This is a genomic window from Paenibacillus oralis (assembly GCF_003863965.1).
GTDB classification, from domain to species: Bacteria; Bacillota; Bacilli; order Paenibacillales; family Paenibacillaceae; genus Fontibacillus; species Fontibacillus oralis.
The window spans coordinates 3,797,606-3,820,880 of record NZ_RRCN01000001.1 but is presented as its reverse complement, the minus strand read 5'-3'; the positions used below and the strand labels follow the sequence as shown (position 1 = coordinate 3,820,880).

Here is a 23,275-nt window from a genome sequence, read left to right as displayed (position 1 = left end):
GTAATCCCTTCCCTCTTCCAAAATTAAACTCTGGCAAACTGCTGCAGGAAACGCTGATCATTATTGTAGAAATAACGAATGTCGTCCACTCCGTATTTCAGCAGCGCGATCCGTTCCACGCCCATCCCGAACGCAAAACCGCTGTACTGCTCGGGATCGTACCCGCTCATCTCCAGCACGCGCGGATGAACCATGCCGCTGCCGAGAATTTCCAGCCATCCGGTGTGCTTGCACACCCGGCAGCCGCCGCCGCCGCATTTCATGCACGTTACGTCCACCTCTACGCTTGGCTCCGTGAACGGGAAGAAGCTCGGACGCAAGCGGATTTGCGTGTGCGGCCCGAACATTTTGCGCGTGAATTCCAGCAGCGTACCTTTGAGGTCGCTCATCCGGATGTTTTTGCCGACGACAAGTCCTTCAATTTGATGGAACTGGAACGAGTGGGTCGCATCATCGTCATCGCGCCGGAACACCCGGCCCGGGCAGATGATTTTGACCGGCACTTCGCCTTTCATCGCTTCCATCGTGCGCGCCTGCACCGGCGACGTTTGCGTCCGCATCAGCAGATCGTCGGTGAGGTAAAACGAATCCTGCATGTCGCGGGCGGGATGGTTTTTCGGCAGATTCAGCGCTTCAAAGTTGTAATAATCGGTCTCGACCTCCGGCCCTTCCGCGATAGAATAGCCCATGCCGATAAAAATATCCTCGATCTGCTGGATGACCTGATTCAACGGATGAATCGCTCCCTGCTTCAGCGGGCGTCCCGGCAGCGTCACGTCGACCTTCTCGGCGGTCAGGCGCGCCTCCGTCTCAAGCCGCTCAAAATGCGCCTGCTTCTCTTCGATCAGCGTCTCGATCGCCGACCGCACCTCGTTGCCGATCTGTCCGATGACCGGGCGCTCCTCCGCGCTTAACGATCCCATGCCGCGCAGGATTTCCGTCAGCGCTCCTTTTTTGCCCAAATATTTGACCCGCAGGTCGTTAAGCTGCCCAGCATCCGCAACTTTACCCAGTTGCTCCAACGCTTCGTGTTTGAGTGCTTCCAAACGTTCTTTCATGAATTTTTTCCTCCTCAGGCAAAATAAAAAGGCCTTTTCTCCCAAAAGGGACGAAAAGACCGTGGTACCACCCTTGTTAGAGCCCGTCATGACCGGCATTTCCCGAGGCTTCGGCAAAATTAGCGCCAAATCTGCGCAAAACTTCGGCCAAGCGATGTGTCGGTACTTCCTGCAGCTCTCACTTTAACGATATAACGGATCGTAGCCGGTATCCTCTACTGCGCCGGCCCTCGCCGATTGAATCGGCGGAAGCATTAGCGGTTCAAGGAACTGCTCCGGAGCGAACTTCGGCAGCCTGTTTCCGTGGGGACGCTCTCAATCTCCGGCTTCCCCTCCCTGTAAGGAGGCTTCTGCTTACTCTTCTCCATCATCGCATTTCGTGCATGATCATTCGCGGCTGCGCCCGTGACGGGACGCGCTTTCGACTTAACTGCTATTATATGCAAACTTGCCGCCATTGGCAAGCCGCTACGTAAATATGGTATGTTTATCTCAGCAATCTATACCACACAAGGAGTACAACCGCATGAACGGCAACGAACGCAAAAACATCTCTCCCGGCCTGACCGTCGATATCGTCCTGAAAAAAGACCAGCCCACCGGCCGCCTGACCCGCGGCGTGGTGAAAGACATCCTGACGAATTCGCCCACCCATCCTCACGGCATCAAGGTGCGGCTTCAGGACGGCCAAGTGGGCCGGGTGAAGGTCATCCATCCGACTAAAGCGGACTAATCGCGCCGTGAGGCTCCATCCGCGCGGGCAGCTGGTCATTTTCTAACTGCCCCTCTCCTTAGTTTATTCCCGCTAGTCCCGCTTCCAGCGCTTCAGCGTCGGAAACCACGCCTGCATCCGCGCTTTGGCCTGTTCACGGTCCGCAAAAAATTCCGCCCCCGATTCGGCGCCATATTTCAGGCACAACTCGATCATCTCCTCCATGGACGAATCGCTCGTAAACGCCCCGTCCCGGTAGCAGTAACCGCAATACTCATAGTTTGCCTCTCCGCCTTGTTCCGTGCCGAGTTCCTCGTTGTTTGTCAGCGGCATGCCGCAGCTTTGGCAGAACAATTGACCCTTGGCGACCGGAAAATACAGCTCCACATGCGCCGGATTTCCCGGTTCCGGATAATGCTCATGCACGGCGCCGGTCAACTGCAGTCCATGCTTGGGCAAATATTGTTCAATCGTTTGCTGAAACAACTCGCCATAAGCCGTTCCGCTGCAGTCCCCCACCAGATACGTGTGCGCCGGAACCGTCCATTTCGTCCATCCTTCCGGAACCTTGGCGTCCGGCCTTACTTCGCACCCGGCCAGATAGAGGCCTTGGTCGTCCCACCGTCCCAAATAGTTGTCGGGGTGGCCCATCAGGCCCCACATTCCCTTAGGCGCCCCGCTTTCGTTCTTGAGGGCGATGTCCTGAATCTGGGAATACGCTCCGTTCGCTTGCTCCCAAAGGGGGACAATCCACTGAGGTCCCTCGTCCGCTTTTCCTTGACCAAATTTTCCGGCCACCGTAAACTCTTCCGCATACTTCAATTTCAATTCCGCCATTTCTTGTACACTCCCTTCTTTAATGGAGCCATTGTATCAATCATAATATGACGACTGTATGTCATATTCAGAAGGGTTTTGATACATTTTTGCGATTTTTTCGGCTTTGTCTCTCAGGATCTGCCGGACATGGGGCGGGGAGATCACCCGGACGTCTTCGCCAAAAGACAGCAGGTACCCGTACACCCAACCGTTTTCCGGATAACTGACCGTAACCCGAAAGCTGCCGTCCTCGTTTGTATGGACAGAGGTCCGGTCAAATTCATCATGAATACGAAAAGCCAAACGCGGCGAGAACCACAGCTCCAGACGAACAAGCGGCGCCGTTTCCCGTGAGGACGACACAAGGTCGGGAACCTCGCCCTCCCTCCGCTCAAAATGCTCGCCGGTGAACGCGACCGCCTCCATCCGGCTGATTTTGAACGTGCGGGGCGTTTGTTTTTGCAGGCAATAGCCCTGCAAATACCAGGACTTATTTTTAAAATGCAGCTTCAGCGGATCGGCCTGCCTTTGCGTTTGTTCTCCGTTCGAATTGTAATAGGTAAAAGAAATCCGCCGCCGCTCCAGGATCGCCGTCTTCAGCATCCCGAATTTCCGCCGTTCCGCTTCACCGCTTTCCCAATGCGAAAAATCGACGTCGATCCAGTTCACTTCTTCCCGCCGGAACAGGCTGCTCAACTTGGCCAGCACTTCCCCGGTTTGCTCGGCATTTGTGGCCGCAAGGCTTTGCAGCCCGAACAGAATCTCGTTTTGCTCCGCTTCGGATAACAGTGATTTATTGAGCACAAAATCCGGCAGCAAACCGATCCCTCCGCCTTTCCCTTTGCTGCAAAACACGGGGATACCCGCAGCGCTAAGCGTATCGATATCCCGGTATATCGTTCGCGCCGACACCTCAAAACGTTCGGCAAGTTCAGCCGCCGTCACGGTTTTGCGTTCCATCAACAAATAAACAATCCCAAACAGCCGATTTATTTGCATGCAAACTTCCCCCTTGCTATGAGTCCCTGCGACGACTCCCTGCTATGAGTATACCGGCAGCTAGGTGACAACACCATGTCAATAAAGCGAAAGACGGTGGCCGCTGGTCATTATTGGTTAGGGGCTTGTGTAACGGGGCGGATGGAGGTAGAGGTAGCATGTTGGGGTGATGCTTGCACTACCTCCCGGGAAGATTAGCGGTAATTTATGGCGTTATTTCTGATATTCCCCTTCTTCTGCGTAAAATAGCGGAAATTTTAGTTCCTATTTCTCCACCAAGACCCGAAAAGTCACCCTTGCACCCCGATCCTTCCACAATAGCGGAAAAAAATTCCTTTATTTTAGCTGCACTTTTCTTTCCGATGAAAATAGGACCATTTTTTACCGTTATTCCCAAGCTTCCGCAAAAACGCAGAAAAAGACCCTTCCCTAAGAAAGAATCTTAGGAAGGGCCTGCAGATCTTAGTTTCTTGCCATTTCGGCCAGTCACTTTACGCCGTATGTTTCACATTCACCGGAGGTTGGGGTGCTCCCAGTTGCGTTCCTGCATTCCCTTTTTTGCCGAACAGTTTGCGCAGGTAAGGGAGGACGTAGTAGTCGAGGCCGATTTTGCCGGCGTTGGCGGCGGCGGCGACCACCAGTACTTCAAGCAGCAGCATTTGCGCGTTCGTACTTACCGTTCCGCTGAAGAGGAACGCCGCGTTCATCACCAGGCCCATCAGGGCGGCGAAGGTGGTGAAGGTACCGAGGATCAGCCCCACGCCGACCAGGAACTCGCCGTAAGGAACAAGGACGTTGAAGATACCTACGTTAGGCAGGGCGAAATGTTCCAGGAAGGTGGCCCACCAGCCTTGGACAGCGGGATGATCGCCCGTACTGTTTGCGATCGCGCCGGTGAGGAAGCCCGCGGCGTCGAAGCCGCCGGTAATTTTATGATACCCTGCTTCAATCCATTGGTACCCGAGGTAAACCCGGATGACGGTCAGCAGCCACATGGCGATTTTATTGGTTCTCAGGAAGTTGTTAAACATATTTACCACTCCTTAAGGTGATTTGTTCGATTAATTTTGTTTTTGAAGGATGATCATCTTTGATGTCTTTATTATAAGTGATATTTTTCACAATATATGTGATTTAAATCACATATATTAAAAATTTAATAAATTAATTTTTATCCAACCCGCCTGTTCATGAATCTTTCCAAACAGCAATGTCTTCCTTTACGAAAAATTATGTTGCGCCGAGCCAGCAAAAGTGTTATATTATATTTTGTCTTCGCGTTAGAGGCTGATCCGCGAAGCTTTACGGGACGTAGCTCAGCTTGGTAGAGCACCTGGTTTGGGACCAGGGGGTCGCATGTTCGAATCGTGTCGTCCCGACCATCAATGTTTTTGATGCGGGTGTAGTTCAATGGTAGAACTCCAGCCTTCCAAGCTGGTAGCGTGGGTTCGATTCCCATCACCCGCTCCATAATGTATACAACGAATCCTTACATGGTAAGGATTTTTTATTTTTCCGAGAAAAAGTAAGAAAAACGCCTGACGGCGTCCTTTAATGGCTCTGACTTCTACTTTGGAGCGATTGGAGGGATGGGTTCCCATCTGAACAGTAGCGCCCCAGTACCTCGGCCCTTTCCAATCTGTAGTCTACATCCAGTGGACGTTGCTCTAACGGACTCCAGCGACCTTATCCGCCCATTTCCCGGGTATTTCCCAGGCTAACGGACCCACATGTCCCTATTTCGCTCTAAACCAGTTCATCCAGGCCGATTTGAGGTAAATAAGGTCTTCTGTGTCCGTTACATTTTGCAAACCTCCGTTTTTCCTCAAATAACGGCTCTGGTGTCCCTTAGCCCCCAGACTCTTCTCCCCCCTCTCTACCTGCGCCGAAATTTTATAACTCAACTTTCGCAGGTTTTCAAAGAATTAAGATAGGCGGCTTGCAAAATAGAAAGACACCGCTTCGTTTGGTAAAGCGAGAGTAAAGAGCTTCTGCGATCAGACAGAAGAGGTGTCTTTCATTGTTATAGACATCAGCCTGACCTAAATCAACTGCCAAACGAAGTAAAGTATTCTTTTCTTGGGGTGGGCGGCAGATCAACACTCGCTGTCCGGACGCTTTGCACGATTATCCCGTTTGATCAGGGGAGCAGAGAAACAGACTAGCTTGGGAGAAGAAAATATTTGGTAGAGAAGCAGATCTTTTCGAGATAATTTAGACGGGCTTAGGAGAAGGAATCAGGTTTAGGGGAGGTGAAACAGACCGGACTAGAGATCATGACAAGAGATCATGACAAGAGATCATGACAGTAGACCAAGGACAAGACGCGAGGGAAACGAAAAGACCGTGATTTTGCTGTAGCCTGAACCCTTCCGTTTGCAGCAACGCCCACACCGTTCATGTTAACTCACACCAATCAAGTTGATCCGCATTAAGCTAACCCCTACCCATTAAGTTGATCAGCGTCAAACTCCCCCCACCGTTCCAGCGTTTCGATCAGGCCGCAGCCGCAAGGGGCTGGTTCGGTTTGCGCGCGATCAGCTGGCGGTAAGGGATCGCCGGAATCACCACACACATGCGCAGCAACTTCTGCCGTATCGTTTCTTCCGCTCCGGGCCGGCGCAGCGAGCGGCGTACGGTGTACTCGTTTAGGTACGCCTGCAGATGCTTCAGTCCCAAGGCTACATACGTACTCTTCAGCGATTCCCACGCCTCTCTCACCACTTTTCGCAAGGGCGTATACAGCCGATAGGCTAGAGGAAACGACTCTACCGCCGATGTACGGACATCCACATGCCCGTTGATGAACGCAGCGAGTTCGAGACGGTTTGCCCTTTTCCCGTCTCCTCTCTTATGCGGCACCAGGCGGATTTTGACCTGCTCCGGCTCGCCCGATTCCGTGACCGTGCATCCCGCTACGACCGCCGAGGCATACGGATGCGGAAACTGACACCGGGACGGATTACGCCCATACAGGTCGCTGTTCACCTTCACGTCTCCGCAGAGCAGCTCCCGGGCATCGAACTCTAGGGCGGCATGGCGTATTTTATGCAGCATCAACCAGGCGGTTTTGTAGGTGACTCCGATCACCTGGCTCAGCCGCATCGCCGAGATGCCGTCAGGGAGCAGGAACAACTCCAGCGCCTTAAACCACTTCAATAGGGGCAGATGCGTTCCTTCAAAAATCGTACCGACCAAAGCCGACGTTTGATGCTTGCACTTTCCGCACTCGAACAAGGGGATATGCCGGGAAGTCAGGCGACTGCACCGGGTGTGAGCACAGCGCGGGCAGACGAAGCCTTTCGGCCACTTCATCGCGATCACCGCCTCCATGCAGGCCTGCTCGCTGTTATAACGGCTGCTGAATGGTTGAAGTTCCGTTCCCGTATTGACCTCCATGTTCACTCGCCCCCGAATATCAAGAATTTACGAACGTGGGTTCTATTTATTTTATTATACCAAACGTACGTTCCCTTATCAAGGCGAACATTTCACCTGAACCGCCTCATTTTTCCCGCTCTCTGAACGAAAGGGATAATCGTGTAAAGGCAGCAGGCAGGGATACAAAGACACCAAGACACGAACACTTTAGACAGCCCTCTCACCCAGCATCGATTTGAGACTGCTCGAAACAGCTACGGTGCAAAAGGTAGATGCGCTGACCTTGGCGGATCGTGGCGCCCTCTTCTTCGTTGACGCTTCCATGCTTCCATGTTTGAGCGGATCGCAGTAAAGTGGTCGAGTTGCTTGCACGATTTAGAGATCATGCCACCGGCACGTTTTACAAGGGAACTCCTATGCTCACAATGGGCTGGTCGAACGGCTAGCGACGAAGTCGGCACTCTCGATTGGCTGGTTGCCCTACAGCAGTTCTCGACTTAATCAACGAAGTAGCCCAAAAAGCCGGGAATGCACTGTCCGCCTCTGATTCAGCGTCAACTCCGGCAATGGATTGCTGCTTTACCCAGCTACATCAAGGCTTGCCTGCCGATTTTTTGCTGCGAAAGTTGAGTTATAAATTCTATAAGGTTAAAAAAATCCCCTAGCCGGCAAGCCGGCTAAGGAATTCATGCTCCAGCACGCCGGCGGATACCGGTTTGCTGAACAAATATCCCTGACCTTCATGGCATTTTTGCAGCCTCAGAAACTCCAGCTGCTCCTCATTTTCGACGCCTTCGGCCGTAACCTTGAGTTTCAGATGATGCGCCATCGTCGTGATCGTCGAGACGATCGCCGCGTCGTTGCCGTCGTACATAACCTCTTTGACGAAAGCGCGGTCGATCTTCAGCCGGTCGATCGGCAAGCTTTTCAAATAATACAGCGAACTGTAACCGGTGCCGAAATCGTCGATGCTGATCTGGATGCCCAGGCTCTTCAAACGATGGAGCTGATCCAATGCCGTATCGATATCGTAGGTCATACTTTCGGTCACTTCCAGCTCCAGATAACGGGGATCCAGGCCGACCTCGCGTAAAATCGCGCCGATCCGCTCCGCCAGATTGTATTGGCGGAATTGGCGCATCGACAAATTGACCGACACGTTCACCGGCTCATATCCCGCAAGCTGCCACATCTTATTGTACTGGCAAGCCGTTTGGAGCACCCATTCCCCCAGCGGAACGATCAATCCGCTCTCCTCGGCCAACGGGATAAACTCGCTGGGTGGAAGCAGCCCGCGTTTCGGGTGCTTCCAGCGGACGAGCGCCTCCATCCCGACCATTTTTCCGGTGTCCAGGCTCATCTGCGGCTGAAACTCCAGAAAAAACTCCTCGCGCTCCAGCGCTTTTCGCATATCGTTCTCCAGTTCCACGCGGGACTGGGTATACTTCTTCATCTCCGGGGTGTACCGCATAAAATGAACCCCATGCTCTTTGGCGTGATGAACCGCCATATCCGCATATTGGATCATTTGATCAACCGAATCGCCGTCAACCGGGAACACCGACAAGCCCATGCTGAGCGAGATATGGTATTCCGTATCGTCGATCAGCACCGCGGGGTTTACCGAACCGAGCAGTTGCTTGGCCCGTTCTTCGACAGTCTCGGCGCCTTCTACCCGCGGCAAAATCAAAGCGAACTCGTCCTCCCCCATGCGGTACACCCGCTCATCGGCGTAACACAGCGCCTGCAGCCTGCCGCCGAATTCGGTGAGCAGCTTGTCCCCCGCACTGTACCCCAGCGAATCGTTGATCGCTTTGAAACGATCGATATTAATGACCGCAACCCCGGTATACGCCCCGGAAACGGTTAACCATTCACCGAGCTGCTCCTTCATAAGCCTTAGATTCGGCAGACCCGTCAAATCGTCATGGTAAGCCATGTGCTTCATCCGCGCTTCGGCCTGGTGCTGACCGCGGATCGGCTCCTCGATCGTCTGCCGGTAAACGCCTTTCAGCACGAAATAATAGGATAAACACATATAACACTGGCCCGCCGCTTGCGCAATACCTTGGGGATCCTTGAAAGGAAACGTCAGCAGCACATGGCCCATGACCATAAACAGCAGCGCCCGCGTTACCGTCATGATGGCCGGCGGATGCTCTTCCCGGTGACTGTACAATATCGCGGCAACCGCCAAAATGTACAGCATGGAAACGCCGAATACGAGCGTAAGTCTGCCTGCCGCCGAGTTCAGGAGACCCGCCGCAAAACCGGAAACGAGCCTCCCCTCGTACCGGTTCATCCATATCAAACCGGCAGCGGCGATCAGCGCCGCCGCAGAAAACACCGTAACTTTATGACCGCTGGACACCCGCTTCTCGGAGGAAGCGAAAACAGCCAGCATTCCAAGCGCTCCGACCGTATGGGACAACATTAAAAACCAATCCGCCAGACCCTGTCCGGACTCAAAGCCCAAAAGCGGGATTCCTCCGTATGCGGCGGAGTATAGCATGTCCAGTATTCCTACCACCGAAAACAATGCGGCCGAATAGAGCCGCTGCCTGGACAACTTGTCGATAAACATGATCCATCCTTGGGCAAAGATGGAATAAGACACGGCCAGGCACATAAAACCCGCCAGCAAATGCAGCGTTTGCATCGTCTTGCCGGTTTCCTCCGGCAAAACGGTTGTTGCCGACAACCAGACAACGCCGATCATCGCGGCCAGCCCGATTACCCCTAGGACGATTGTCGATTTTGCCTCTGCCCTGATTCTCAATGCCCTCAACCTCCGGAGGTAAGTATCTGTCTATGACCCTAAGAACTATTTATTCAACTTATTCAACATATTCCGCGCATTTCCTGCCTTTTACCCGCCAAAAATGTCGGACGCAAAAAGAAAAGCCCGGCCCAGAGGGCCGAGCTTTTCGCGGCATTATTTTTTCTTTTTGTCAAAGCTGACTTCCGGTGTCGTTAATTGGTCGTAGAAATCCACAACGCCGTCCTTGTCGTCCGATGCGCGCAGCGCCATCGCCGAGCGAGGATGCTCGTCCAGCGTCCCGGTGATCATGTACGGGATCAAATAACCCCATTCCTCTTTTTCGCGCAGCGGAATAAGCAGCTCTTCCAGCACCCCAAGCACCGGACGCAGACGGTAGTTCGTATTTTTCAGATGCGTAACCAGCAGTTCGGTCGGGCAGTTGCCCGCGGCGCGCCCCATACCGTATACCGAAGCGTCGAGTAGTTCGACGCCGTTTTCGGCGGCCACGAGCGTATTGGAAAACGCCAGCTGCATATTGTTATGGGTATGTACCCCAAGCCGTTTATTCGGCAGATGCGTTTTGAACTTGTTGACCAGGTACTCCATATCCTTATAATCCAGGCTGCCGTAGGAATCGACGATATAGACGACGTCCACGACGCTTTCCCGGATCATTTCGAAAGCTTCCAGCAGTTCATTTTCCATAACGTTGGACAACGCCATGATGTTCAGCGTCGTTTCGTACCCGCGGTCATGGAACAGCTGCACCAGTTGAAGAGCCTTGTCCACATCTTTGATGTAGCAAGCGACGCGAATCAGATCGAGCAGGCTTTCGCTGCGCGGCAGGATGTCGTTTTCATCGACGCGGCCGATGTCGACCAGGGCGGACAGCTTCGTCTGGCCTTTTTGAGGAATGACCTTCCGGAGAAAATCATCGTCAAGAAAACGCCACGGTCCCGCCTGATCGGCGCCTTTGAGCAGCTTGGGCGAATTTTTATATCCGATTTCCATATAATCGATGCCCGCCTCGTTCAGGCCGGCATACAATTTTTGGACAAACTCTACGCTGAAGTCCCAGTTGTTGACCAATCCTCCGTCACGTATTGTACAATCCACGATTTTGCACGGGTTACCCTTCATAACAGCATGTTCCTCTCCATCGATAGTATTAATACCCATCTTACTTGAAGCGAAATCAAAAAGTAAAGAAGCAATTGATAATTGATATGAGGTTAGTCACAGTATGGTACGAACTAGCGTGATATATTACTTTTGAATCTAAATGAGATTAATTCTCAATGCCTTTTTTTTCCTAAACAAGAACAAGCTTTCACAAAATTAATATGAACCCATTAAATTGGAGGTTATTTCGATGATCGTTTCCTTGAAAGAACTGAAACCCAAAGAGAGCGGAGTTATTAAAAGCATCGGCGCCGGCGGTCCGCTCCGCAGGAAACTGATGGACATGGGAATTACTCCGGGGGCCGAAATCACCATGAAAAAGGTAGCTCCCCTCGGCGATCCCATCGAAGTTCACATCCGGGGCTACGACCTTAGCATCCGTAAAGCCGAAGCCGATCAAATCACAGTGGAAAAATAGCAGAGCTAGTTCCACTAAATTATGTAAAAATTTTGTGATGAGGGATGAGGAAACATGGTATACCGGTTTGCATTGGCGGGCAATCCCAACTGCGGCAAAACGACGCTCTTCAACAATCTGACGGGGAATAACGCGCATGTGGGAAACTGGCCCGGCGTCACCGTCGAACGGCGCGAAGGAAGATGCAAGAAAACGAGCGAAAACGTTGTAATCATCGATTTGCCGGGAATCTACTCGCTGTCTCCTTATACACCCGAAGAAGTCGTTGCCCGGGACTTTTTGGCCGGAGAAAAACCTGATGTCATTATCAACATCGTCGACGCGACGAATATAGAACGCAATCTGTATTTGACGACCCAACTGCTGGAGCTTGGAATTCCGACGATTATCGCTCTCAACATGATGGATGAGGTAAGCTTGCGCGGTGACAAAATCGATGTGGCCAGCCTTGAACGGCTGCTGGGCGTTCCGATCGTTCCGATCATCGCCACCAAGAACCAGGGAATTAAGGAGCTGCTCGAGCGAGCCGTCGCTTTTAACCGCAGTCCTGGAGCCGAAGGCAAAAGCGCCCTCGAAAAAACAAAATTATATGGCGCCGTTAAAGGCATCAGCGACTTGCTGGCGGACGGTGGATACAGCCACACGTTGTTTTATGCCGTCAAGCTGCTGGAGAAGGACGAAAAAATCAGGACGGTGCTGAAAATGCCCGCCGCACTGGCTGCATCCGTCGACAGGCTGATCAGCCAGGCCGAGCGGGAAAACGAAGGGGAAATCGAGACGCTGATCGCCGATCTGCGCTACAGGTATATCAGCGACGCGATTGCGGGGCATGTCAAGAAAGGGAGAAAGGCCGGAGAGCTTTCCTTTTCGGACAAAGTGGATAAAATCGTCACCAACCGCGTTTTGGGATTGCCCATCTTTTTCGCGATTATGTATCTCATTTTTCAGCTTGCCGTCGGTTCGGTCGGCGCCCTGATCGTTGATCCGTTTGGCGCCCTGGTTACCGAAACCTTGCCGGAAGCGGCAACGCGGTTTCTGGAATGGGCGGGCGCTTCGGACGCTATGCAAGGCCTTGTCGTGGGCGGTGTCATCACGGGGGTCGGCAACGTCCTGTCCTTTCTCCCGCAAATCGTGATCCTATTCCTGTGTCTCTCGATTCTGGAGGATATCGGCTACATGTCGAGGGTAGCCTTCGTCATGGACCGGATTTTCCGCCATTTCGGGCTGTCCGGCAAAGCGTTCGTTCCATTGCTGATGGGGTACGGATGCGCCGTGCCGGCGATTATGGCCACGCGGACGCTGGAGGATGAAAAAAGCCGGCGGCTGGCGATTACGCTGATGCCGTTTATGTCGTGCAGCGCGCGCATTCCCGTATACGCCGTCTTTGCGGGCGCCTTTTTTGCCGCAAACCAGGGGCTGGTCGTCTTCAGCATCTATTTTCTCGGCATTATTGTGGCCATGCTCTCCTGCCTGCTGCTCAACCGTACCCTATTGAAGGGGGATTCAGCCCCGTTCGTGATGGAATTGCCGCCTTACCGCATCCCTACCTTTAAATCCACGGTAGCCCATACCTGGGAAAAAGCGAAGGGGTACGTTATCAAGGTGGGAACCGTCCTGCTGTCGATGACCGTTGTGATCTGGTTCATGCAATCCTTCAACTTTTCGCTGCAGATGGTCGACGATGCTTCGCAAAGCATCTTCGGTTCGATCGGGAAGCTGATCGCGCCGCTTTTTGCCTGGAACGGGTTCGGATACATTAAAGGCACTTCGGAAATTCACTGGCAGGTCGGCGCCGCCCTGCTGACCGGATTGATCGCCAAAGAAGCGGTGGTCAGCACGCTGGGCATCCTGTACATCAACCAGGGGACCGAAGAGCTGACCACCGCGCTGGGCACGGCGCTGCAGACGTATTTTACGCCGCTGGCCGCATTCTCCGTCATGGTGTTCGTCCTGCTGTACGCTCCTTGCGTAGCGGCGATTTCGACCGCGAAAAAAGAGCTGGGTTCATGGAGATGGACCTTATTTACCATCGTTTACCAATGCGGCATAGCCTGGCTGATATCATTAATCGTCTATCAAGTCGGACGTCTTTTGGGCATCGGAATCGCTTAACAAAGGAGGAGGGATCGTTATGATCGATTACGTGATCGTTATTGTCCTGGCGGGGATCATCGGTTTTACCGTGTACCGCTATATCAAACGGCAAAAGGCGGGTGGAGGCTGCGCCGGTTGCAGCGGATCCTGCGAGCAATTCAGCTCATGCTGCGAACCGAAGAAGCGTTGACGCATTATTTTCGGGGGAGGAGGGAAAAGGATGCCATTAACGATGCTTACGCCGGGCAAAGAAGCGATCATCCGTGAGTGCCGGGCGTCGGAAGCTACCAGAAAATTCCTGGAAGGACTCGGTCTTGTTCCCGGAACACCCGTTACGGTCATCTCGGAAATGGACGGCAATCTGATCATCAAAGTGAAGGAAGCGCGAGTGGCCCTGAGCAAAGGAGTTGCCGGGCAAGTTTACATCCGCGTTTGACCCAAAACAAAGAACCTTCAATCAGGAAACGGTATCGGATTGAAGGTTCTTTACATTAGACGAGCGGCAGCGTGATGACGAAAATCGTCCCCGCGCCTTTGAGGCTGTCCACGGAAATATTTCCCCGATGGTTGCGGATAATCCGATAGCTTACGGACAACCCCAACCCGGTTCCCTTCTCTTTCGTCGTAAAGAAAGGATCGAACAGGCGGTTCAGCATGCCTTTGTCCATACCGTTTCCGTTGTCCTGGATGGAAATGTTGACCGCTTTGCCCTCCATCTCCGCCCGGATATCGATGACTCCCTTATGATCCCCCTCCACCTCGGCGATGGCGTCCATCGCGTTTTTGATGATGTTGAGCAGGACCTGCTTAATCTGCTTCACATCAATTGATACGAGAAGCTCCTCCTCCGGAGCGTGCAGCATCATTTGGCAGCCTTTCATCACCGCCTCGCTTTCCGTCAGCAGGACAACCTCTTTCAGCAGCGATGACACGCTGACGTTCGATTTCTGCGGGGCGGAAGGCTTGGACGAATTCAAAAATTCATGAATGATATCGTTCGCCCTGTCGATCTCCGTTAAAATAATCCTGGCGTACTCATCCTTGCCCAGCTCCACCAAATGCGGACGGAGCAGTTGAATGAACCCGCGGATCGCGGTCAGCGGATTGCGGATTTCATGGGCGATCGCCGCCGATATTTTCCCGAGCATCGCCAGCTTGTCGTTCTGGTACGCCGTTTGCTCGATTCGTTTGAAATCCGATACGTCTTTGACGCTAAGCAAGAAGTCCCCGTCCATCTGATCTCCGTATGTAACCGTAATAAGCCAATGCCTTCCGTACTCATCGATAAACTCGTGGTATTTTTTCCGGTGAAAAATGGTTTCCCGATAGATCCGCAGAATTTTCCGCTTCTTGAATTGATTCAGGTGCGGGTGGCGCAGCATTTGCAGCAAATTGCAACCGATGAGTGATTGGCGCGGCATCTCGAGCAACCTGGCCATTTGAACATTGATGAAGGTTAAAACCCCTTCGCAGTCAAACAGCATAATTCCGCTGTCTAGGTGCTGGAGCACGTTTTCGTATTTGTTTTTGACGAGTTGGGTTGATTGGAATGCTTTGACGGATTGGAGCAGCGTCTCCTGGAATTCACTCAACAAGTTGGTTCCCCCTTTTCCCATAAATGATGTACTTGCCTTACTGACAACATACGATCACTACCTGAGAAGAACTTACCCGAAATCGGCTCGTGCGTAACGTTTATTATTCATGAGCTAAAGCCTGTCCGTAAATCAGTCCAAAACTGCCTATTTCAATCATAGTAAAGTCTTCCAAATACCGTCAATCAGAGATACTGTCGAAAAACATGGAATCACCGCAAATGAGTGGCCATAGTCCCAAAAATAAAACAGCCTCCCTCCCGGGAGACTATTTTTAGCCTGTTCTTGCAGTTGTTACTTGTGTTGAAGCCGGGCTCTGCGTCTGCTCATTACGGCCAATCTTTTCTTCAGCTCTTCTTCCCATTTATCATCGCCGATTTGCTTCGCCACGGAAAGAAGATCAAGCGAAATATCGATTTGGCTTTGAACGATCAACAGCGGGTCCTCATCTTCCCGGTTCACGCAATTTCCGAAAATCGATTCATCGTCCTCCATGACGAAATCCTGAAAATCGATTTCCGAAACCCCGTCGCCGTGCGCGTATTCCGCTAATATTTCGTATTCGTTTTCCACCTTATAATGAACCTCAACCCGATGGCACACCGGGCAAAATAACAGGGGAACATTATGAACCTGCGTACGATAATGCTTTAAAGTCCCCTTTGTTCCCAGCATACTTGCTCCGCAGCAAAAACTCATTCCCCTTCACCCTTTCACGTGTGTGGTTCATCCATGGATCCCGGGCTCCTCGCAATGCACGATTTTCATATTAATTTATTCGTGAAGCCGGATTGAAATTCCTGCGCCTTATTTGAAAATTCACCCATTTCGTTACAAAACGGGACTATGGTCCGATAGGCCAGGCATGCAAGCGCATATGGCCCCGGCTTAGCTCAGCGCGCTTATGATGGGCAAAAAACCCCCTGATTGGCAGTGGCCAAGCAGGGGGCTCATCGCTATTCACCCGAAATTAAGCGTTCAGGTTCTTATCGCCCGGTTTCCAGTTCATGGCGCAAAGGCCGCCGGATTGCAGGGCTTGCAGCACGCGAAGCGTTTCTTCTACGCTGCGGCCGATGTCGTTATGGTTAACGACTTGATATTTCAATTCACCTTCCGGATCGATGATGAACAAACCGCGGAGGGCTACGCCTTCTTCTTCGATCAGCACGCCGTAATCGCGGGCTACTTTCTTCGTGATATCGGAAGCGAGCGGGAAGTTCAACTGGCCAAGGCCGTTGCTGTCCTTAGGCGTGTTGATCCATGCTTTGTGGCTGTGCTCGGAGTCCGTGCTCACGCCGAGAATTTCGCAATCCAGGTCACGGAATTGAGCGTAAGCGTCGCTCAGCGCCGTAATTTCCGTCGGGCACACAAAAGTGAAATCAAGCGGATAGAAGAAAAATACCAGCCACTTGCCGCGATAATCAGCCAGCTTCTTGCGTCCAAATTCCTTTCCGTCACCCGTTACGATCGCCATGTCAAAATCCGGAGCGGGTCTTCCAACCAAACGTTCTGCCATTCGTAAACTCCTCCTTTGAAAATATGTAAGAAACACATTAGTGTTTCTAATCCCTTTTGCTGTGTAAGTTTCAATCCTTTTCAAACTTACAGTTCTCATGGTATCAAAGGCATATTTCAAAGTCAATATTATAACAGTTATTTTTTTATAATAATTATAAATAAGGATTTTTTTTGAACTTTTTCGTAGATTGGAACCCTTTTCAAAGCGTTTCCAGCCCGCTACGGCAAGCAAGCAAACACCCTACTTTTTCATCGCTGCGACGATCAGATCGCCCATCGCTTTCGTGCCGATCGCCTTGCTTTTATCGACCGCGATATCGCCTGTCCGATGGCCGGCGTCCAGCACTTCCGCCACGGCTTTTTCAATCGCGTCCGCCGCGTCGACGTAACCAAACGTCATGCGGAACATCAGCGCAACCGACAAAATCGTGGCGATCGGATTGGCCAGGTTTTGGCCGGCGATATCCGGCGCCGAACCGTGTACCGGCTCGTAAAGGCCGAAGCTTCCTTCGCCGAGGGAAGCCGATGACAACATGCCGATCGAACCGGTCAGCATCGCCGCTTCATCGCTGAGAATGTCGCCGAACATGTTCTCCGTGACGATGACGTCAAAGCTGGCAGGACGGCGCAAGAGCTGCATCGCGCAGTTGTCCACGAGCACATGCTCGAGCTCTACGTCCGGATACTCCGGAGCGATCCGAATGACCACCTCGCGCCATAAACGCGACGTTTCCAGCACGTTCGCTTTGTCGACGGAAGCAAGCTTTTTCCGCCGCTTTTGGGCGATTTCGAAGGCCTGGCGGACGATCCGCTCGACTTCGCTAACGTTGTACGCGCAGGTATCCACGGCTTCCTGGCCTTGATCGGTATCCCGGCGGAATTTTTCACCGAAGTAAATGCCGCCCGTCAACTCCCGCACAACGATCAGATCGGTGCCCTCAAGCACCTCCGGTTTCAATGTGGACGCGTCCTTCAGGCAATCGAAAACGACCGCCGGGCGCAAATTCGAGAACAAGCCCAGCGCTTTGCGGATGCCGAGCAGGCCGGTCTCGGGACGCAGCTCCTTCGGATTGTTGTCCCATTTCGGGCCGCCAACTGCGCCGAGCAGCACGGCGTCGGCGTTTTTGCACACTTCCAGCGTCTCCTGCGGAAGCGGCGTTCCTTTCTCATCGATCGCGATGCCGCCAAACAAGGCATGCTCCGTTTCAAAACGGTAGCCAAACAGCTCCTCCGTCCGCTTCAGCACCTTCTCCGCCTCGGCCACCACTTCCGGCCCAATGCCGTCTCCCGCGGTAACCGCGATTTTTTTCACTTCTGCCATTGCTTCCAGCTCCCTTTTTTAGCTATTTCAAAGTACAAATATTCGGCATGGCTTGTATTCGCACGCCGAAACGCCCAATACACTTCTCGCACTAACTCTTCTTCTGTTGTATCATAGCTGATAAGGATAAACAAAGATATGAAATCTATTAATGTTATAGGTTCTGACTATAAGATGATGATGTTATGCAAATCGTATCCGGTATCCGGTTTCCGCTCCCGTAACGGACTGAAATGACGCTGACGCTCTTTCTAATCTGTGGACGCTGCTCTAACGGACTCCAGCGACGCTATCCGTCCATTTCCCGGGTATTTCCCAGCCTAACTGACACACATGACTCTATTTAGCTCTAAACGATCTCACCCGGGCCGATTTGAGGTAAATAAGGTCTTTTGTGTCCGTTACATTTTGCGCACCTTCGTTTTTTCGCAAATAACGCCTCTGAGGTCCCTTAGCCTCCAGTTCTCTTCTCCTCCCCCCTACCTGCCTCTTCAGCCTCTACCCGGCCTGAAATTTTATATATAATCTAAAAAAACCCAATGCGGCCCACGCTTAAGCGCGGCCGCATTGGGTTTATATTACTTCATCTATATTATTCTTATTACTTTTTGATCCAGTGCATCAATCCACGCAGTTCGCCCCCGACCACTTCGATCGGATGGCTGGCTTCGTTGCGGCGGGTAGCCGTCAGGAAAGCACGGTTCGATTGGTTTTCCAAAATGAAGTCGCGGGCGAATTTGCCTTGTTGAATATCCGCAAGCACTTCTTTCATCGCTTTTTTCGTTTCTTCCGTCACGATGCGCGGACCTGTTACATAATCGCCGTATTCCGCCGTGTTGGAGATGGAATCGCGCATCGTGGCCAGACCGCCTTCATAGATCAGGTCAACGATCAGCTTCATTTCGTGCAAGCATTCGAAGTACGCCATTTCCGGAGCATAACCCGCTTCCACCAGCGTTTCGAAGCCGGCTTTGATCAGCGCGGACACGCCGCCGCAAAGCACGGCTTGTTCACCGAACAAGTCGGTTTCCGTTTCTTCGCGGAACGAAGTTTCGATGACCCCTGCGCGCGTACAGCCGATGCCTTTCGCATAAGCCAAGCCGATTTCTTTGGCTTTGCCCGTAGCGTCCTGATGGATCGCGATCAGGCCGGGAACGCCAAAGCCTTCCACATAAGTGCGGCGAACCATGTGGCCCGGGGACTTCGGAGCAACGAGCAGCACGTCGTTGTCTTTGGAAGGTACGATTTGGCCGAAATGCACGTTAAAGCCGTGAGCGAACAAGAGAGCCGCGCCTTTTTTCAGGTTTGGCGCAATGTCACTGTTGTAAACCGCAGCCTGCGTTTCGTCCGGCATCAGGATTTGCACTACATCAGCGCGTTTCGTCGCTTCGGCGACGGACAATACTTCAAACCCGTCCTCTTTGGCTTTATCGAAGGATTTGCCTTCGCGAAGACCAACGATTACGTTCACTCCGCTTTCGCGCAGGTTTTGCGCATGGGCATGTCCTTGGCTGCCGTAACCGATAATTGCGATCGTTTTTCCTTTCAAAACGTTAAGATCTGCATCTTGTTCATAGTACAAAGTAACTGCCATTTTAATATGCCCTCCTAAAATTTGCGGGATAGCCGACTGGCTTCCCTTGATATTAAACCCTCCGCCTGATGAGCGGGTGTTTCAACGGATCGACGCCATAACGAGATAAAGCGCTGCTGTCCATCCGCTCAAACCCCCGCCCGCCGGCGGAAGCCGAAGCCGTAAAAACGGCTTAGTTAACATTCCTGATTGTTTACTTGGACTTAAGGCTTTCGTTTTAGGCGTTGCCGCGAATCATGGCGGTCACGCCCGTACGGCTAAGTTCCCGTATGCCGTAAGGCCGGAGCAGTTCGATCATCGCATCGATTTTGTCGGTATCGCCGACCACCTGCACCATCAAGCTGGACGGGCCGATATCGACGACCGCCGCACGGAACGTTTCCACGACTCCCATAATTTCAGGGCGTTCGGCCGGCTCGGCTTTGACCTTGATCAAAGCCAGCTCCCGGGAAACCATCGGTCTGGAGCTCAAATTGACGACCTTGATGACATCGATTAATTTATAAAGCTGCTTTTCGATTTGCTCTAGCGTCTTGTCGTCCCCTTGGGTCACGATAACCATCCGGGACAAGCCTTCCTCCTCGGACTGGCCCACCGTGATGCTCTCGATATTAAAGCCGCGCCGGCCGAACAGGCCGGACACGCGCTGCAAAACACCTGGCTGATCGTTTACCAATATGGAAATGGCGTGTTTCATCATTCTTATTCACCGTCCCCCATCAACATTTGATCGATGGTAGAACCTTGGGGAACCATCGGATATACGTTCTCCTCTTTGCTCACCATGAATTCCACCAACACCGGTCCCGGCGTATCGAGCGCTTCCTGCCATACCCGTTTGGCATCTTCCTTGCTCGCGGCCCGCAAACCTTTAACGCCGTACGCTTCAGCGAGCTTCACGAAATCCGGGCTGCCCTCGAGGTTGATATGGCTATAACGATTGTCGTAAATCAGCTCCTGCCATTGGCGAACCATCCCGAGTACCTGGTTGTTGATGACGACGATCTTCACCGGTATGTTGTTGATGGCGCAAATGGCCAGCTCCTGGGAGCACATTTGCATACCGCCGTCGCCGTTGATCGAGATGACCAGCCTGTCCGGGAACGCCATCTGCGCGCCGATCGCCGAAGGGAACCCGAAACCCATCGTTCCGAGGCCGCCGGAAGTGATCCAGGACCGCGGCTGATTGAATTTGTAAAATTGCGCCGCCCACATTTGATGCTGTCCGACATCCGTGGTGACGATCGCTTCGCCGCCCGTGGTTTCATTCAGCATTTCGATGACCCACTGCGGTTTCAACTCGGTGTTCGAGTCTTTGTACTTCAGCGGTTTATCGAGCTTGGACTGCCGGATTTGCTCTCTCCAGGCATCCGCCTTGTCCGCCCGGGATACGAGCGGGTTCAGCATTTCCAGCACCGTCTTCACATCGCCGACGATCGGAATGTCGGCATGCACGTTTTTGCCAATTTCGGCCGGATCGATGTCGATGTGGACGATTTTTGCGCGAGACGCAAAACCGTCCAGCTTGCCCGTCACCCGGTCATCGAACCGGGCCCCGATATTGATCAGCAAGTCCGACTGCTGGATCGATTGATTGGCCGTATAGGTGCCGTGCATCCCCGGCATGCCCATCCACAGCTCATGGCCGCTCGGGAAAGCGCCCAAGCCGAGCAGTGTCGTCGTAATCGGAATTTGTGTCTTATTCACGAATTCGAACAGTTGCTCATGGCCGCCGGAATAGACGACTCCGCCGCCGGCGATAATCACCGGACGCTCCGCTTCCCCGATCGCCGCCGCCAGTTTGTCGAGCTGCAGCCGGTTTGGTACGACCGTCGGATTGTAGCCGCGCAGGTTGACCGTTTGCACCGGTTCGAACAGGGTTTTGGCCGCCGACACGTCCTTCGGAATATCGATCAGCACCGGCCCTTTGCGTCCCGTGTTGGCAATATGGAACGCCTCGTGGATAATGCGCGGCAGATCCTCCACGTTTCTTACAAGATAGCTATGTTTCGTAATCGGCATCGTAATGCCGGTAATGTCCGCTTCCTGGAAAGCGTCGGTGCCGATCAGGCTGGTCGCAACGTTGCCGGTAATGACAACCAGCGGTACGGAATCCATAAATGCGGTGGCGATCCCTGTTACCAGGTTGGTCGCCCCCGGTCCGGAGGTGGCGATGCACACGCCGACTTTGCCGGTGGCGCGGGCGTAACCGTCCGCCGCATGAATGGCGCCCTGCTCATGTCTGGTCAGCAAGTGATGGAAATCGGTAAAACCGTACAACGCATCGTAAATATACAATACCGCGCCGCCCGGATAACCGAAGACGCATTCGACACCTTCCAAAAGCAAACTGCGAAGCAGTATTTCCGAGCCCGTAATGACTTCCGGCTTCATCCATTTCTCACGTAATTGTTCTGTAGACCGCACTTCTGGAGTTTGCGCGCTCATCAGTCATCCTCCTTTTTAAAGGTTGCTCAAAAAGCCGACTTTTTGAACTCTTATTAAATCACATTGCAAATAAAAAAACCTTCCGTCCGCCGGAAGCAGTCTCCTGTTCCGAGGGACGAAAGGTTTGCATCCTTTCGTGGTACCACCCATTTTCACCCGGCACCTCACAGTGCCAAGCCTTATCGAGTACGGCGCTTGTTACCCTTACCCGAAGTCCATAACGCGGACCTGACGATTTCCCCTAATAGGCCTTGTTCGCAAGCGTCACCGCGGAATGGCTTGCAGCTTTTCAGGAAAACAGCTCCGAGGTGAGCTCGCATTTAAGGGATTTTGGTGGTGGTCTCAGCAAATCCATCCACTCTCTGAGCAAAGAGCCCCTAAACCTTCGTCCTCATCATCGCCGATTCAGTATGTGTCATAAAATGTTTAGGAACATTATATGATTACTTTACACATAGAGTCAATACCCTATCGAAGGAAAACTTTTGACTGGAACACCTCTCCCCCCGCTCTCATAAGATAAATGGCGGCGCCCAAACAGATGCGCGGCAAGGAGGAGAACCATCGCATGATCCGCTACAGAAGACCAAAGCAGGACGATCCCGTCATTTTCGATCTCGTTCAAAAGCAGCTCGTCCCCCATTCGAGTTTGCCTCCCCACGAAATCGAAAAGATCCTGAAAGAACTGCCGAAGCGGCTTTCGCACGGCGTCACGCTGGTAGCCTCGCCTTATTATGAGGCCGATCCGGTGGCGTTTATTCATTTTCTCGTGCATGGCGATTTGCTGTATATCGATATGATGGCGGTTGCCCCCGCTTATCAGCGCAAGCGCTACGGCCAGACGCTGATGCTGCACGCGGAGCATTTTGCCGCTTCGCGCGAGTGCATACGCGCAAAAGTGTTGGTGGACCGGGACAACACCCGAGCCCACCTGTTTTACCGAAAATTAGGATACCGTTCGAAGCGTTTCATTGAGGCAACGAAATGCTACGAAATGGAAAAAATACTAAATTTCTGTACTTAGGCCGCTTTACCAAATGAACGGGCCACCAAACCCGAAGGGCCCGAAGCCGCCAAACCCAAAGGGTCCAAAGCCACCGAAAGCAAAGGGCGATGTGCCGATAGCCAGCAGATCAAACAAAACGAGCGGGGCAATCGCTTTCGTATGCACTTTTTTACCGGATTTCGGGCGGACGTACAGGCGGTTGCCGCTGATTTTCACCAGTTTCCCCGTGACAATGCTACCATCCTTTTTGTAAGCAACAATGTCCTTGCCTAGCAATTTCTCGGCGTCTTTCTTCGTCACCGTTCTACCCATCTTAACTCCTCCTGTCAGGTTAGTTCATAGCCGACAAACCGTTTGGGATGAGCTGTT

21 protein-coding genes, 2 tRNA genes and 1 pseudogene are annotated in these 23,275 nt (G+C 52.6%); 9 read left to right on the top strand and 15 right to left on the bottom strand.

Going from position 1 to position 23,275, the window contains the following annotated elements:
* Positions 1-23: 23 nt before the first annotated feature.
* Positions 24-1,058 carry a phenylalanine--tRNA ligase subunit alpha gene (gene pheS, locus EHV15_RS17135; RefSeq protein WP_128632263.1) on the bottom strand — a complete coding sequence of 345 codons (1,035 nt, stop codon included), beginning with the start codon at positions 1,056-1,058 and terminating at the stop codon, positions 24-26.
* Between the two features lie 526 nt (positions 1,059-1,584).
* On the opposite strand from pheS, the gene EHV15_RS17130 reads away from it, so the two are divergent.
* A complete protein-coding gene (locus tag EHV15_RS17130; RefSeq protein WP_128632262.1) occupies positions 1,585-1,791 on the top strand; it encodes a YwbE family protein in 207 nt (68 codons plus the stop codon).
* Positions 1,792-1,863: 72 nt separating this feature from the next.
* Here EHV15_RS17130 and EHV15_RS17125 read toward each other — a convergent pair whose 3' ends face one another.
* The 3 genes from EHV15_RS17125 to EHV15_RS17115 form a co-directional block, all read right to left on the bottom strand.
* Positions 1,864-2,607, bottom strand: coding sequence for a zinc ribbon domain-containing protein (locus EHV15_RS17125; RefSeq protein WP_128632261.1), 744 nt, complete (start codon positions 2,605-2,607; stop codon positions 1,864-1,866).
* A gap of 36 nt (positions 2,608-2,643) precedes the next feature.
* Entirely contained in the window at positions 2,644-3,588 is a 945-nt protein-coding gene (locus EHV15_RS17120) for a helix-turn-helix transcriptional regulator (protein ID WP_128632260.1), read from the bottom strand.
* A gap of 491 nt (positions 3,589-4,079) precedes the next feature.
* A complete protein-coding gene (locus EHV15_RS17115) occupies positions 4,080-4,619 on the bottom strand; it encodes a DoxX family protein (protein WP_128632259.1) in 540 nt (179 codons plus the stop codon).
* Positions 4,620-4,893: 274 nt separating this feature from the next.
* On the opposite strand from EHV15_RS17115, the gene EHV15_RS17110 reads away from it, so the two are divergent.
* Together EHV15_RS17110 and EHV15_RS17105 are read left to right on the top strand one after the other, a co-directional pair.
* Positions 4,894-4,970 (top strand) — tRNA-Pro (locus EHV15_RS17110).
* A 14-nt stretch (positions 4,971-4,984) separates the two neighbouring features.
* Positions 4,985-5,058, top strand: a tRNA-Gly gene (locus EHV15_RS17105).
* Positions 5,059-6,084: 1,026 nt separating this feature from the next.
* On the opposite strand, the gene EHV15_RS17100 is transcribed toward EHV15_RS17105, so the two are convergent.
* Positions 6,085-6,987, bottom strand: coding sequence for a transposase (locus EHV15_RS17100; RefSeq protein WP_128632258.1), 903 nt, complete (start codon positions 6,985-6,987; stop codon positions 6,085-6,087).
* Positions 6,988-7,416: 429 nt separating this feature from the next.
* On the opposite strand from EHV15_RS17100, the pseudogene EHV15_RS38355 reads away from it, so the two are divergent.
* A pseudogene (locus tag EHV15_RS38355) lies at positions 7,417-7,599 on the top strand (IS4 family transposase); the annotation flags it as partial.
* Positions 7,600-7,630: 31 nt separating this feature from the next.
* Here the strand turns inward: EHV15_RS38355 and EHV15_RS17090 are convergent.
* Complete coding sequence (locus EHV15_RS17090; RefSeq protein WP_128632257.1) at positions 7,631-9,748, bottom strand: putative bifunctional diguanylate cyclase/phosphodiesterase; 2,118 nt, start codon at positions 9,746-9,748, stop codon at positions 7,631-7,633.
* Between the two features lie 156 nt (positions 9,749-9,904).
* Positions 9,905-10,870, bottom strand: a complete 966-nt coding sequence (locus EHV15_RS17085; RefSeq protein WP_178075874.1) for an aldolase catalytic domain-containing protein — start codon at positions 10,868-10,870, stop codon at positions 9,905-9,907.
* A 232-nt stretch (positions 10,871-11,102) separates the two neighbouring features.
* Here EHV15_RS17085 and EHV15_RS17080 point away from each other — a divergent pair, with 232 nt between their 5' ends.
* The 4 genes from EHV15_RS17080 to EHV15_RS17065 are packed head-to-tail and all read left to right on the top strand — an operon-like array spanning position 11,103 to position 13,860.
* Positions 11,103-11,330 (top strand): FeoA family protein, encoded by a 228-nt coding sequence (locus EHV15_RS17080; protein WP_128632255.1) that lies wholly within the window; start codon positions 11,103-11,105, stop codon positions 11,328-11,330.
* Between the two features lie 54 nt (positions 11,331-11,384).
* A complete protein-coding gene (gene feoB, locus EHV15_RS17075) occupies positions 11,385-13,442 on the top strand; it encodes a ferrous iron transport protein B (RefSeq protein WP_128632254.1) in 2,058 nt (685 codons plus the stop codon).
* Positions 13,443-13,461: 19 nt separating this feature from the next.
* Complete coding sequence (locus tag EHV15_RS17070) at positions 13,462-13,614, top strand: FeoB-associated Cys-rich membrane protein (RefSeq protein WP_128632253.1); 153 nt, start codon at positions 13,462-13,464, stop codon at positions 13,612-13,614.
* Positions 13,615-13,644: 30 nt separating this feature from the next.
* A complete protein-coding gene (locus EHV15_RS17065; protein WP_128632252.1) occupies positions 13,645-13,860 on the top strand; it encodes a FeoA family protein in 216 nt (71 codons plus the stop codon).
* A gap of 55 nt (positions 13,861-13,915) precedes the next feature.
* On the opposite strand, the gene EHV15_RS17060 is transcribed toward EHV15_RS17065, so the two are convergent.
* The 7 genes from EHV15_RS17060 to ilvB all read right to left on the bottom strand — a co-directional run bounded on the left by EHV15_RS17060 (position 13,916) and on the right by ilvB (position 21,900).
* Positions 13,916-15,019, bottom strand: coding sequence for an ATP-binding protein (locus EHV15_RS17060; protein ID WP_128632251.1), 1,104 nt, complete (start codon positions 15,017-15,019; stop codon positions 13,916-13,918).
* A 294-nt stretch (positions 15,020-15,313) separates the two neighbouring features.
* Complete coding sequence (locus EHV15_RS17055; protein WP_036624918.1) at positions 15,314-15,718, bottom strand: hypothetical protein; 405 nt, start codon at positions 15,716-15,718, stop codon at positions 15,314-15,316.
* A 271-nt stretch (positions 15,719-15,989) separates the two neighbouring features.
* Positions 15,990-16,535: a peroxiredoxin gene (locus tag EHV15_RS17050; RefSeq protein WP_128632250.1), complete on the bottom strand. Its 546-nt coding sequence runs from the start codon at positions 16,533-16,535 to the stop codon at positions 15,990-15,992.
* 243 nt (positions 16,536-16,778) lie between these two features.
* Positions 16,779-17,858 carry a 3-isopropylmalate dehydrogenase gene (gene leuB / locus EHV15_RS17045; protein WP_128632249.1) on the bottom strand — a complete coding sequence of 360 codons (1,080 nt, stop codon included), beginning with the start codon at positions 17,856-17,858 and terminating at the stop codon, positions 16,779-16,781.
* 601 nt (positions 17,859-18,459) lie between these two features.
* Positions 18,460-19,452: a ketol-acid reductoisomerase gene (ilvC, locus tag EHV15_RS17040; protein WP_128632248.1), complete on the bottom strand. Its 993-nt coding sequence runs from the start codon at positions 19,450-19,452 to the stop codon at positions 18,460-18,462.
* Between the two features lie 217 nt (positions 19,453-19,669).
* Complete coding sequence (gene ilvN / locus EHV15_RS17035) at positions 19,670-20,152, bottom strand: acetolactate synthase small subunit (RefSeq protein WP_128632247.1); 483 nt, start codon at positions 20,150-20,152, stop codon at positions 19,670-19,672.
* A gap of 2 nt (positions 20,153-20,154) precedes the next feature.
* A complete protein-coding gene (ilvB, locus tag EHV15_RS17030) occupies positions 20,155-21,900 on the bottom strand; it encodes a biosynthetic-type acetolactate synthase large subunit (protein ID WP_128632246.1) in 1,746 nt (581 codons plus the stop codon).
* 568 nt (positions 21,901-22,468) lie between these two features.
* Between ilvB and EHV15_RS17025 the strand changes: the two genes are divergently transcribed.
* The gene (locus EHV15_RS17025) at positions 22,469-22,924 is read left to right on the top strand and encodes a GNAT family N-acetyltransferase (protein ID WP_128632245.1); all 456 of its coding nucleotides are present in this window, start codon (positions 22,469-22,471) and stop codon (positions 22,922-22,924) included.
* A gap of 6 nt (positions 22,925-22,930) precedes the next feature.
* Here EHV15_RS17025 and EHV15_RS17020 read toward each other — a convergent pair whose 3' ends face one another.
* Entirely contained in the window at positions 22,931-23,218 is a 288-nt protein-coding gene (locus EHV15_RS17020; RefSeq protein ID WP_128632244.1) for a 50S ribosomal protein L33, read from the bottom strand.
* Between the last annotated feature and the right edge of the window lie 57 nt (positions 23,219-23,275).